The organism is Aestuariivita sp., assembly GCF_049276915.1.
Taxonomy (GTDB): Bacteria; Pseudomonadota; Alphaproteobacteria; order Rhodobacterales; family Rhodobacteraceae; genus Aestuariivita.
The window spans coordinates 1-12,031 of record NZ_JBASXK010000090.1 but is presented as its reverse complement, the minus strand read 5'-3'; the positions used below and the strand labels follow the sequence as shown (position 1 = coordinate 12,031).

At 60.5% G+C, this 12,031-nt stretch carries 11 protein-coding genes; 3 read left to right on the top strand and 8 right to left on the bottom strand.

The annotated features are described in order from the left end of the window. Nucleotides 1–14: 14 nt before the first annotated feature. A complete protein-coding gene (gene truA, locus WAO69_RS09625) occupies nt 15–788 on the top strand; it encodes a tRNA pseudouridine(38-40) synthase TruA (protein WP_422178449.1) in 774 nt (257 codons plus the stop codon). Nucleotides 789–864: 76 nt separating this feature from the next. Here the strand turns inward: truA and WAO69_RS09620 are convergent, their stop codons facing one another. From WAO69_RS09620 to efp, 6 genes are all read right to left on the bottom strand, one after another. Further along, entirely contained in the window at nt 865–1,305 is a 441-nt protein-coding gene (locus tag WAO69_RS09620; protein ID WP_422178447.1) for a hypothetical protein, read from the bottom strand. Continuing rightward, nucleotides 1,302–2,954, bottom strand: coding sequence for a hypothetical protein (locus WAO69_RS09615; RefSeq protein ID WP_422178445.1), 1,653 nt, complete (start codon nt 2,952–2,954; stop codon nt 1,302–1,304). Before WAO69_RS09615 ends, WAO69_RS09620 begins: the two co-directional genes overlap by 4 nt. After that, nucleotides 2,951–3,934, bottom strand: a complete 984-nt coding sequence (locus tag WAO69_RS09610; protein WP_422178443.1) for a membrane dipeptidase — start codon at nt 3,932–3,934, stop codon at nt 2,951–2,953. Before WAO69_RS09610 ends, WAO69_RS09615 begins: the two co-directional genes overlap by 4 nt. A 178-nt stretch (nt 3,935–4,112) precedes the next feature. Then, on the bottom strand, nt 4,113–5,039 hold the full coding sequence (gene argF, locus WAO69_RS09605) for an ornithine carbamoyltransferase (RefSeq protein ID WP_422178441.1): 927 nt from the start codon (nt 5,037–5,039) through the stop codon (nt 4,113–4,115). Between the two features lie 78 nt (nt 5,040–5,117). Next, nucleotides 5,118–6,293, bottom strand: a complete 1,176-nt coding sequence (locus WAO69_RS09600) for an aspartate aminotransferase family protein (RefSeq protein ID WP_422178439.1) — start codon at nt 6,291–6,293, stop codon at nt 5,118–5,120. A gap of 283 nt (nt 6,294–6,576) precedes the next feature. Further along, nucleotides 6,577–7,140, bottom strand: a complete 564-nt coding sequence (efp, locus tag WAO69_RS09595) for an elongation factor P (protein ID WP_422178437.1) — start codon at nt 7,138–7,140, stop codon at nt 6,577–6,579. Between the two features lie 217 nt (nt 7,141–7,357). Here efp and WAO69_RS09590 point away from each other — a divergent pair, with 217 nt between their 5' ends. Next, on the top strand, nt 7,358–7,678 hold the full coding sequence (locus WAO69_RS09590) for a DUF6280 family protein (RefSeq protein WP_422178435.1): 321 nt from the start codon (nt 7,358–7,360) through the stop codon (nt 7,676–7,678). A 201-nt stretch (nt 7,679–7,879) separates the two neighbouring features. Then, entirely contained in the window at nt 7,880–9,343 is a 1,464-nt protein-coding gene (locus WAO69_RS09585) for a cobyric acid synthase (RefSeq protein ID WP_422178433.1), read from the top strand. Here the strand turns inward: WAO69_RS09585 and WAO69_RS09580 are convergent, their stop codons facing one another. Both WAO69_RS09580 and WAO69_RS09575 read right to left on the bottom strand, forming a co-directional pair. Next, nucleotides 9,344–10,375, bottom strand: a complete 1,032-nt coding sequence (locus WAO69_RS09580) for a hypothetical protein (RefSeq protein WP_422178431.1) — start codon at nt 10,373–10,375, stop codon at nt 9,344–9,346. Nucleotides 10,376–10,452: 77 nt separating this feature from the next. After that, entirely contained in the window at nt 10,453–11,874 is a 1,422-nt protein-coding gene (locus tag WAO69_RS09575; RefSeq protein ID WP_422178429.1) for a TolC family outer membrane protein, read from the bottom strand. Nucleotides 11,875–12,031 lie beyond the last annotated feature (157 nt).

Here is a 12,031-nt window from a genome sequence, read left to right as displayed (position 1 = left end):
TACCTGCCCATCCCATGCCCCGTTATGCACTCAAAATCGAATATCACGGCGCGCCGTTCGTCGGCTGGCAACGCCAGACCGATCACCCTTCCGTGCAAGGCGCAATCGAGGCGGCATTGGCCAAACTGCAGCCCGGCACCCACAAGATCTCGGCAGCCGGGCGCACCGACGCCGGCGTGCACGCTTTGGCACAGGTGGCGCATTGCGACATGCGCCGGGAGTGGACTCCGTTCCGTCTGTCCGAGGCGCTGAATTTCCACCTCAAACCCGAACCCGTGGCCATCATCGGTTGTGCCAGGGTTGCAGATGACTGGCACGCGCGGTTTTCAGCGACCGAGCGGCGCTATCTGTTTCGCATTCTGCAACGCCGCCCCCCTGCCACGCTATGCGCGGGCCTGGTCTGGCAGGTCCCGCAACCTCTGGATATCGCGGCCATGCAGGAAGGTGCGAACAAACTTCTGGGCCATCACGATTTCACCACGTTCCGCAGCACGATCTGTCAGGCCAAAAGCCCGATGAAGACCGTCGATGCGCTTGAGATCAGGGAAGTCCATGAAGTCTGGGGGCGCGAAATCCACGTGCATGTGCGCGCACGATCTTTCCTGCATAATCAGGTGCGCAGCTTTGTCGGAAGCCTCGAGCGTGTTGGGGCCGGCTCATGGTCACCCGACGATATCCGACATGCGCTGGAGGCACGGGACCGTGCGGCCTGTGGCCCCGTGAGCCCTCCTTATGGTCTCTATCTGGCCGGCGTTGGATATCCAGAAGACCCTTTCGCGCAAGAGTGAGCAGAGAAAGATCGGCGCGCGATAGAGGATCTGCGCGGTTCACCCGGCAGACTCAAATCGCATAAGGGCCAAAACGTCAGTCGTTGTCTATGGCACCGGCACCTGCACCTGCACCGCGAGATCGTGATTCTTCACTTTCAGGCACATAGGTGCGGGCAGCAAAATGATCGAGCTGCTCCCAGACGCCATCGGAGATTTCAAGAGGACCGCCTGGTCGCTCGGGAACGTCGCGAATCTTGCGCCCATCCTGCAACCGCCAGCCGCGCGCAGCGGCCAAAGCTGTTGCAAGAGAGGAACTGAGCGGGACGGGACGGCCACATTCCACTTCATCCAAGGCAATCATCAACGCCCCAAGCTCGGGTCCGCCCTGCCCCATATCAAGCGCGATACGCGCCACATCGGCCGCCGACAGGTAGAATGCAGCGGAATAGAGATCCTCACAGACAGCCAGCGGCAGATCCGCCCCGCGGGCGGCTTTCATCAGATGCGCGGCCAGTTCTGCGCGCGATCGTTTCATGGCTCTGCAAAAGCGGGAAGCCACCAATCGGGGGCCCGATCCAACTCATCCGACAAAGGGGCACCCTGCGCCAGAGTGATCCGGGTCCAGCGGTCGGATTTGGGATCAAACTTGGCCGCGCCAAAGAACGCAAGCTTGCATCTCAGCATGTCGATCGGGCGACAGGATCTGTCGATCAGGTTGTCTCGGATCTCGGCGTAAGGATGGCTCATCACCGTCTGAACACGCCGCACGGCTGCGCGATGTTCGGGGCTGGTACGCAAAAAGGACATCAGATCGCCCTTATGGGCCTCAAGCGCATGGGCCATGGCCTGAACCTGGCGCGCGACATCCAACGGCGTTTCGCGATCCGCCCCCGGCTCCTCGTGGCGCATCCCAAGACGCGGTTCAAGTTTGGCCTCGGATACATACCAGAACTGCGCATCCGCCTCCGGATGCCCGAAATCCAACGACAAGGCCCAACCCCAATCTCGCAGAAGCGCCGCCTGCAGCTCGGCCACCGGCATTGCCGGATCAATCCGGGGCGAAAACGGAGTCGCCATGCAGTCGGTCAGACCGTCGACAATGGCTCCGAACGGTTCAATCAGGAAAGCCGCTGCAAGTTCCTGCAAAGCCACAGAACCACCCTGTGCCGCCTCCCACAGCACGTTCACCGGCTCGGGTCCATGCAGTGTCACATCATCAAGGTGGCGCATGAATGCGCTCCAGTCACGCCGCAGCGTTGTGATCTCATCCTGGGCATCCGGGTCGAGTATCTGCCATTCGCCCAGATGGCGCGCGACGCGCAAGGACAGCGCGCGCAGTCGATCCGCCTGAACCTGCGTGATCTCGGGCAAGGCACGCACCCGCGCCAGTGCGGTCTCGCGGACCTGCATCCATGCATCCAGCAACACAGGATGGCTGACCAGAAAAGGAGCCATCCCCAAACCCGTTGCGTTCCCTATGCCCAGATGCCGCTTGAAATGACGATCCAGCGGCGCACCACCCAGATGTTCCGCCAGATCATGCGTAAACCCCCGGATCAGCCAGACCGTCAGCATTTCGGCCATGAATGGCCCGCCAAGCCCGGGGCGTTGCGCAATCCGGTCGCGATCCGCAATGCCGAACTTGCCGTTGCCATAAACCGCAGTCGTGCGCATCAGATAGCCGGTCTCGCGGATGCGCTCTGCGTCGGGCTGGCGTCCCGCGCGCAGCGCCTCGACCACATGATCGAACAGGCGCACCGATTTGTTGGCCCGGCTCAGCACCAGATCACGCTCACTGAAGCGCGCCGCCTCCTGTCGCGGGGCGGCCTTGCAGATGCGCTCTATCTCATGCGCATCCGGCACACCGTCATAAAGCACATAGGCGCTGTCCCATTCCTCGGCGATCACACGGTCGGTGCGCCGCTCATCCGGGATATGGCTGGAAACCGCGACCAGCGAATAGCTGTGACCACCCAGCTGGACACAATACACCGCATGACCATGGCCCTCGGCGTCGATCTTCCAGACCGGTCGGGTAACCTGTGCGCCCTCGCCGTGCAGAAGTCGCAGCAGAGTCGGCAAAAACGACAACCGTGTGGGAAAGGCAGCACCCATCCGATGCAGGCGCATCACCTGTGCGGGCGGGCGCAGCGGGAACGCCGGTGGCAAGGCAAGATCCTTCATGCCAAAGCTCCAAAATTCTCGTCATAAAAGCGCAGCCAGTTCGCGCCCATCACATCGTCGATCTCGCCATTGTCAAAGCCCGCCGCCGCCAGCCCCGCGCGCAGATTGCCCCAGTCCCGGTTGTCCCTGAACCACTCCGGCATGGCAGGAAACCCCGGTGCCGCAGCGCTGCCTTCGCCATAGTCCATCTGTTTTGACCAGCGCCCGACCCGCATCCATTCCACCACGCTGTCAGGCTGATCCTGGCAGAGATCGGATCCAATCCCCAGATGCGCAACACCATACCGCTCGGCCGCCTCGGCGATCATCGCGCAAAAGCTCTCGAGCGTGCAGGATGTGCCGCCCCGCAAATGATGGGGATAGAGCGAAAATCCCAGCATGCCGCCACGCAGTGTCAGCGACTTGAGGACTTCGTCGGATTTGTTGCGCAACGCAGGATGCCACCAGTGAGGATTGGCATGGGTAATGGCAATCGGGCGGGCCGAGGCGTCGATCGCCTCGAGCGTGGAGCGATCCGCGGAATGGGACATGTCGATCACCATCCCGACGCGGTTCATCTCGGCCACCGCCTGTTTGCCGAACCGCGTCAGGCCGGGATCCTCGGCCTCATAGCAGCCCGTCGCCAGCAGGGACTGGTTGTTATAGCTCAGCTGCATGAAGCGGATACCCAGCTGATGGCAGATCTCGATCAAGCCGATATCGTCTTCAATCGGGCTGGGGTTCTGAAACCCGAAGAAAACCGCCGTGCGACGACTGGCCTGTGCACGGCGCACATCCTCTGCGGTGCTGCCTTTGAAGATCAGATCGGGATGGGTTTCAAACCATCGGTTCCAACGTTCAAGGTTCGCCACCATCTCACGAAAGCTTTCATGATAGGCGATGGTGACATGCACCGCGTCCACGCCTCCGGCGCGCAACTGGGCAAAGATTTCAGGAGAGAAATTGCAATACTGCAGATTGTCGATCAGAGGCGCTGTCATCGCCTGACATTGGCGCTGCAATTCGAATTCAGCAACCCGTTTTTACGACCCGGCCGCAGTGTCGCAGCCGACCCCCCCCACCCGGAGCCGGATAGTTCAGCAAGGATTGCAAAAGGCAACCGTTGGACGTGAGCCGAATGGCGCGTCCACGCAACCCCGAGGTTCCGCGCCGTCGGCCTCAGACCCCAAGGCACCAGCGCATGATCGCCTTTTGCGCATGCAACCGGTTTTCCGCCTCGTCAAAGATGACCGATTGCGGGCCATCCATCACCGCCGAGGTCACCTCTTCCTCGCGATGGGCCGGCAGGCAATGCATGAAAAGCGCATCGGGCCTGGCATGGCGCATCAGCTCTTCGTTGACCTGGTAGGGCCGCAGCATGTTGTGACGCCGTTCGCGGGAAGACTGGCTGTCATGCATCGAAACCCAGGTATCCGCAACAACCAGATCGGCGCCTGCGACCGCTTTGAAGGCATCGCGCTCCACGTTGATCGTGCTGCCCTTATTGCGCGCAAACCCGATGAATTCCTCTTCGGGGTCCAGTTGGGATGGGCCCGCGAAGGTCAGATCGAAACCGAACTGCCCGGCCGCATGAAGGAAAGACGCGCAGACATTGTTCCCGTCTCCGGCCCAAACCACCTTCTTGCCAGCAATGGGCCCGCGATGCTCCTCATAGGTCATCACATCCGCCATGATCTGGCAGGGATGGGTGCGATCGGTCAAACCGTTGATGACAGGGACATCCGCGTACTCCGCCATCTCGGTCAGCACGGTTTCATCGAAGGTGCGGATCATGATCATGTCGACATAGCGGCTGAGAACCCGAGCGGTATCCGCTATGGTTTCGCCATGGCCCAGCTGCATATCGCTGCCCGACAGCACCATGGTCTGCCCGCCCATCTGACGCACGCCCACATCAAAGGACACCCGCGTGCGCGTCGAGGGTTTTTCGAAGATCAGCGCCACCATGTGATTGGCCAGCGGCTGTTCATCATCCGGCGCGCCCTTGGGGCGGCCAAGACGGGCGGTTTTCATCGCCCCGGCCTGATCAATGATCCGGCGCAGATCGCCGGCGTCGGTTTTATGGATATCAAGGAAATGGCTCATGTCAGTATCACTTTTGTCTGTTCCGGGGCGCGGCGGCCAGCCTTCCGGGCCACCGGGACTATCTGCAAACCCAAGGGTTCAGGCGGTTTCAAGAGACGTAGCCGCACGATCCAGCCGGACGATCGCCTCGTCAATCTCAGCATCGGAAATCGTCAGCGGAGGCAGGATTCGGATCACGTTATCGGCTGCAGGCACGGTGATGACCTCCTTGGCATAACCTGCCGTGACCACATCTCCATTCGGCACCACGCATTTGATGCCCAACATCAGACCTGAACCCCGCACCGAATGAAACACATCCGGATGCGCAGCCACCAGCCCCTCCAGTTTCTGCCGAAACAGACCAGCCTTGCGATTCACGTCCGCCAGAAAGGCCGGATCGGCGACGATATCCATCACCTTGCCCCCCACGGCGCATCCCAGCGGGTTGCCGCCATAGGTTGACCCATGCGTACCTGCGGTCATGCCGGACGCGGCCTTTTCCGTCGCCAGCACCGCGCCCAGAGGAAACCCGCCGCCGATCCCCTTTGCGACCATCATGATGTCGGGCTCGATGCCGGCCCATTCATGGGCAAAAAGACGCCCGGTGCGCCCAACCCCACATTGCACCTCATCCAGGATCAGCAGGATGCCCTTTTCATCGCACAGATCGCGTAGCCCCTTCAGGCACTGATCCGGCATCGGAATGATGCCCCCCTCGCCTTGCACGGGCTCGACCAATATGGCGGCCGTCCTGTCGGTGATGGCAGGCGCAATCGCGTCATGATCCCCCCAGGTCAGATGCACAAAGCCCGGCAGCAAGGGCCCAAAGCCCTTGGTCATTTTCTCCGAGCCTGCAGCGGCAATACCAGCGGACGAGCGGCCATGAAACGCGCCCGAGAACGTGATGATTTCAACGCGCTCGGGCTGGCCGGCCTCATGAAAATGCTTGCGCGCCATCTTCACCGCCAGTTCACAAGCCTCGGTGCCGGAGTTGGTGAAGAAAACGGTATCGGCAAAGCTGTGCTCGACCAGCTTGTCCGCCAACGCCTTCTGCTGCGGGATCTCGTAAAGGTTGGACGTATGCCAAAGCGTCTGGGCCTGCGTGGTCAGTGCGTCGACAAGAGCCGGATGCGCATGACCCAGCGCGTTCACGGCAATCCCGGCCCCCAGATCCAGAAAACGTCGCCCGTCTGCCTCGATCAGCCAGCTGCCTTCGCCTTTGACAAAGCTCAGGGGTGCACGGGAATAGGTGGGCAGAACGGACGCAATCATCGCATCTTCCTTTGCAAAATGATAAGCCTTGTGAGTGCCTCAACACGCAGGGCCGGTCAACGATTTCAGTGGATGGGGCGCGCGATACTTGTGCGCAACAGATCATGGACAGACGTCAGACGGACAAACGTCGGCGTCGCTCGGGGCGGGTATGTGTCGCTTTGATCATGCTGCAGCTTGTATCAACACCCCTCAAAAAGAAAAGCAGAAATCGCCAAAAGGCAACTTCTGCTTCTTTCTGGTCAAAAATACCCGGCGCGGCACCTGCCACAGCGCGCAGGTCTCAGGCGCGTTCGGAATACTCCATGGTTTCCGTGTTCACGATGATCGCTTCATCCTGCCCGACGAAAGGAGGCACCATGACCTTGACGCCATTGTCCAACAGGGCCGGTTTGAACGAGTTCGCTGCCGTCTGGCCTTTGACCACCGGTTCCGTCTCGACGATCTTGCACACCACTTTCTGCGGCAATGTCGCGTTCAGCGCTTCGCTTTCATGAAATTCGACGACAATTGTCATCCCGTCCTGAAGGAAAGGACGACGATCCCCAAGAAGCTCGGCCGGCAGTTCGATCTGCTCATAGGTTTCGGCATCCATGAAGATCAGCATGCCATCGCTCTCATAGAGAAACTGCTGGTCTTTCTGTTCCAGACGCACGCGTTCGACCTTGTCGGCGCTGCGGAACCGCTCGTTCAGTTTGGACCCATTGCGCAGGTTGCGCATTTCGACCTGGGCGAACGCTCCGCCCTTGCCGGGTTTGACATGATCGACCTTCACCGCCGCCCAGAGGCCGCCGTTGTGCTCCAGCACGTTTCCGGGGCGGATTTCGTTTCCGTTAATCTTTGGCATTGGATAAGCCCGTTTCAAAGGTTGATGAAATCTTGCGGGCTCCTATATCTGGGCATGTAGCGGCTGTCCAGACAACCATATCTCGTGCTGCACCTGCACAAAGGCATTCCGAGAATGCATAGCAGCCATGCAATAGAAGGGTGGCCGAATCGGTTTCGATCAGTCATAAGAAGCTCCACGCCGAAAACACAAGAGCAAGAAAAACAAGGGAAACGAAATGAAAGATTTCGTTGACGGCACTGCCTTTAACAACGAACAAGGCAATCGTGCTCGGAAACTTTTTGCGGCTGTCGTACTCGCCGCACTCGACGATGCAATCGCCGATGACAAGAAATACGGAAACGGCCCCGAGCAGATCGCCCGGTGGGCGCGCTCACGCGATGGGCGCGAGGTTCTGACATGCGCCGGCATCGACCCGAACGAACGGGTTGTCGACGGGCTCATGGACTTTGTGGCCAAGGGTGTACGTACATCTGTTGCCCTCTCTCGCGAAGAGAGCGAACGGCGCAACGCCGCTCAACAGGCCGAAGCGGCCTGATATCAGACGGCTTTTATGAAACCGGGCGCGCCTGACAAGGGCGCGCCCGTTTTCGTTGGACCTCACTCTGGACGGCAGCAATCGAGGCAGGCATCGGAGTCAGGGAGTCCTGTGTTGCCCAAGGCTGACACGGGCCTCTTGATGTCTTGGCCTTCCCCGGTTTGACCTGATACGGATCTGGTCGAACAGCGGAGGACAGCCGTGACACGGGCCATCATGATTCAAGGCACCGGCAGCAATGTGGGCAAGTCGCTGCTGGTGGCTGGGCTTGCACGCGCATTCACGCGACGTGGCCTCTCGGTGGCTCCGTTCAAACCGCAAAACATGTCCAATAATGCGGCGGTGACCTCTGACGGGGGTGAGATCGGGCGCGCCCAGGCGCTTCAGGCCCGCGCGGCCGGGCGCGCGCCACACACGGACATGAACCCGGTTCTGCTCAAACCCGAAAGCGAGACAGGCGCGCAACTGATCGTTCAAGGCCACCGGATCGGGACCCAAGAGGCCCGCGCGTTCCGGGCTGACAAGCCCTCGCTGATGTCCAAGGTTCTGGAAAGCTTTCATCGGCTGGCCGCCAGCGCCGACCTTGTCGTGATCGAGGGCGCGGGCAGCCCGGCCGAGACCAATCTGCGCGCAGGTGACATTGCGAACATGGGCTTTGCAGTGACCGCCGATGTACCGGTCATTCTGGTCGGCGACATTGATCGCGGAGGTGTCATCGCGCAGATCGTCGGCACACATGCAGTTCTCGGGGCGGTTGACCTCGGGCAAATTGCCGGCTTTGCCGTCAACCGGTTTCGGGGCGATGTTTCGCTCTTTGACGACGGGTTGAAGGATATCGAGCGGCGCACGGGATGGCCCTCGCTTGGAGTTGTGCCCTGGTTTCAAGAGGCCTGGAGATTGCCGGCCGAAGATGTTCTGGACATCGCCTCGCGCAACGGCGGAGCCTTCAAGGTTGTTGTTCCCAAACTTGCCCGGATCGCGAATTTCGACGACCTCGATCCTCTGGCCAGCGAACCGGACGTGACCGTTGAAATCATTGAACCCGGGCGCCCGCTGCCCGGTGATGCCTCACTGGTTCTTCTGCCGGGCAGCAAATCGACCATAACCGATCTGGCATTCCTGCGCGCCCAGGGCTGGGATATCGACATCGCCGCTCATCTGCGGCGCGGCGGCCTGCTCATCGGATTGTGCGGCGGCTTCCAGATGCTGGGGCGCAGGATCCACGATCCCGACGGGCTGGAAGGCGATGCAACCAGCGTCAAGGGGCTGGGCTATCTGGACGTGCAAACCGTGCTCACGCCGCGCAAGGAACTGGCCAACCGCCGGGCAATCTGCCCGTCAAACGGCGCAGAGATCAGCGGATACGAGATTCACATTGGGCGCACAGAGGGCCCGGATATGGCGCGACACTGGTTCGAGGTGGACGGCAAGCCCGAAGGCGCGCTTTCAAACAACGGGCAGGTACGCGGCTCCTATCTGCATGGGATGTTTTCCAGCGACCCGTTTCGTGCCGCCCTGCTGGCCGAATTCGGACGATCAAGCAGCATCAGCTATGATCACCTGATCGACAAGACACTCGATGATCTGGCCGATCACCTTGAACGGCATATGAACCTGGATCTGCTGCTCACACTGACAAAACCCGTCAAACAGCCGGGCAGCTGATCATTCCAGCTCTTGCACCGCCAATGCGCGTTGGATTTCACGTCGCACCAGCTTGCGAACATTTCTGGTGATGCGCTCACCCAGAACGCCTTGCAGCTCTTCCCGCACGATATCTGCAACCAACTGGCGCAGGGCGGTTTCGTCCAGCATCGCCTCTTCGCGCTCAGACATATCGTCAACTTCCGGATCGGCAGCCGCAGCGTCATCGATCACCGGAGGTACGACAAAGGCAGGCTGCTCCGCCATCTCGGCCTCGTCAATCGAGCTGTCTTCCCATTCCAGGGTCTCGACTTCGGTGCCGGCATAGTCGTCGGACCCCGCATCATCCGGTTCCCACTGATCGTCGGTACGTGCAATCACCTCTTCCAGAGCGGCGATCTTTTCGCCCAGCGGACGAATATCTTGTACCACGCCAGAGGACGCACCGGCCTCCTCTGCAAGACCAGCAGCCCCATAAAGCGTCGCCTCCGGATCCGCCCAGGGGACATCTTCCACGGTGCCGGTGACCTCGTCGGTCTGGCTTTGCTCGGGCGTGTGATCTTCCACGGCATTGAGCGCCGTATGCTCCTCATCGAGGTTCTGCGCATCACCCGGATGATCCATCTCTTCCGAGGCATGATCATGCTGTTCCGAGGCGTTTGCCCACTCTGGCTCTGCTTGGGCTTCATCATCGGAAGACTGCTGTGAGCCCGCCTCAGAATACCCTGCGTCCCATGCCTCATCCAAGGCGGCATCGGCAATGTCCTGATCTTCGCCGGACAGGTGATGATCAGCGTCATGATGCCGTTCGTCGCTGTGTTCAGGCTCTGCTCTGGCCTCGACATCATCCGCTTCCAGAACAAGAGGTTCGGGCGTGTCTTGGGCCGGCTCGGGCTCAGCCACACGCAGCGCTGCCGTCAGAACAAGCCGCTCTGGCGGTTTGATGTCGTCATCGACCGGACGGGGAGTCGGCATGCGCTGGTCTTCTGAAACCAGGCGCCTGATCGACGACAGCACGTCCTCGATCTGGATATTCTTGATGGGTTCAGACATCTTTTGCGCCTACCACTCTTTCCTCAGGTCAAACTGTAGCCGGAAGAGAGGATTCTCACAACCTGTACCGAAAATTGTTATTGTTTACCGAGTGACTTGAGGACACGGTCCAGCTGCTGACCCTGCTGACTGAGATATGCAGGGGCGTTCTTCACCTGATTATAATATGCGGCGGGGTCATAGACTTGAACCGCCAGGTTCAGGTTCTGCGCCGTCAACGCGCCCTGCGCGGCCAGGATCTGATACGCCGCGATCTGCAATTCGGTCTGCGCGGCAATCCGGCGCGCCCGTGCGTCCAGAAGCTCCTGTTCGGCGTCCAGCACATCCAATGTGGTCCGCGCACCCAGGGTGGCCTCTTCGCGCACGCCGTCAAAGGCAACCTGAGCCGCACGGATCCGCTCATCAGTCGCCACAAGCGTGGCCTGCGCAACCCGCAACCGCACCAGCCCGGTGGCAACCCCCTGGGCGACCACATCACGTGCCGACAACAGCGACGCGCGTGAGGCGTCCCGCTGGGCCATGGCCCGTCGGATACCGGCGGCAAGCGCTCCCCCCTGATAGATGCGCTGATTGTAGTTCAACCCGATCGAGGAAGAATCCGAATTCGAAATGTCATTACGCGACTCGGTGATGCTGAGACTGCCGGTCACGCTCACAGTCGGGCCAAGACCCGCCTCTTGGGCCATGACCGTCAGTTCGGATGCAGCAACCTGGTGCTGGGCCTGAATGACATCGGGGTGATTGCGCACGGCAATCGCCTTGCCGGCATCAATATTGGCGGGCAAAGCAGGCAAGCCGGGCGGAGGGGACAAGTTCCCGGGCAACCTGCCGACAACGGTCAGGTATTCCTGTTGGGCATTGACCTGATCGCCCTGAGCAACCGCAAGATTGCTGCGCGCTTCGGCCAGGCGGGATTCAGCAAGCGCCACGTCGGTTCGCGTCACTTCGCCGACATCAAACCGATCCTGCGCGGCGCGCAATTCCTGACTTAGAACCCGCACGTTGTTCTGGCCCAGGTCGACGAATTCATTGGCGCGCAACACGTTCATGTAAGCAGCAACACCGCGCAGCAAAACCTGTTGTTCGATCGACAACAGAGCCGCGCGGGTGGCCAGCACCAGCTCCTTGGCCGCCTGGGTATTCAGATTCGAGCGCCCATTGTCCCAAATCAGCATAGAGGCCGACAAGGACATCGTGCTTGCCGTCACCTGACGATCGGTTGCCGGAATGCCCCGGATTTCCGTTTCGTTCAGAGAGCGTGAGATGTTGGTGACGAAATCCAGCACCGGACGCAGCGCCGCCATTGAAATCGCCACATCTTCATCGGCAGCGCGCAACAGGGCCCGGTTCTGTTCAAGTAGATTGGACGTGTTATAGGCTCCGACCAGCGCATCCGCGAGATTTTCAGCCCACGCAACAACTGGCGCGCCAACACTGAGTGCGGCAGCAAGAATCAAGGCTTTGGCAGGAGACCTTGGGATCCGATGGCAGTTGTTCATCTGTCTTTCCTTGTTCGCCCGCGTTTTCCACCGACATTCCCCAAGTGGCATGCTGGCTGACGTGAAAATCGCCTGAATCCGACCGCCGGACAAGCGTTTTTCGCCCTGCGCGGCAGCTGTGGTCGCACAGGCTGCTGAAACAGCGCGGATCAGGCCG

Coding starts and splice junctions, on each gene's coding strand:
- truA (WP_422178449.1), top strand. CDS start 15: ATGCCCCGTTATGCACTCAAAATCGAATATCACGGCGCGCCGTTCGTC.
- WAO69_RS09620 (WP_422178447.1), bottom strand. CDS start 1,305: ATGAAACGATCGCGCGCAGAACTGGCCGCGCATCTGATGAAAGCCGCC.
- WAO69_RS09615 (WP_422178445.1), bottom strand. CDS start 2,954: ATGAAGGATCTTGCCTTGCCACCGGCGTTCCCGCTGCGCCCGCCCGCA.
- WAO69_RS09610 (WP_422178443.1), bottom strand. CDS start 3,934: ATGACAGCGCCTCTGATCGACAATCTGCAGTATTGCAATTTCTCTCCT.
- argF (WP_422178441.1), bottom strand. CDS start 5,039: ATGAGCCATTTCCTTGATATCCATAAAACCGACGCCGGCGATCTGCGC.
- WAO69_RS09600 (WP_422178439.1), bottom strand. CDS start 6,293: ATGATTGCGTCCGTTCTGCCCACCTATTCCCGTGCACCCCTGAGCTTT.
- efp (WP_422178437.1), bottom strand. CDS start 7,140: ATGCCAAAGATTAACGGAAACGAAATCCGCCCCGGAAACGTGCTGGAG.
- WAO69_RS09590 (WP_422178435.1), top strand. CDS start 7,358: ATGAAAGATTTCGTTGACGGCACTGCCTTTAACAACGAACAAGGCAAT.
- WAO69_RS09580 (WP_422178431.1), bottom strand. CDS start 10,375: ATGTCTGAACCCATCAAGAATATCCAGATCGAGGACGTGCTGTCGTCG.
- WAO69_RS09575 (WP_422178429.1), bottom strand. CDS start 11,874: ATGAACAACTGCCATCGGATCCCAAGGTCTCCTGCCAAAGCCTTGATT.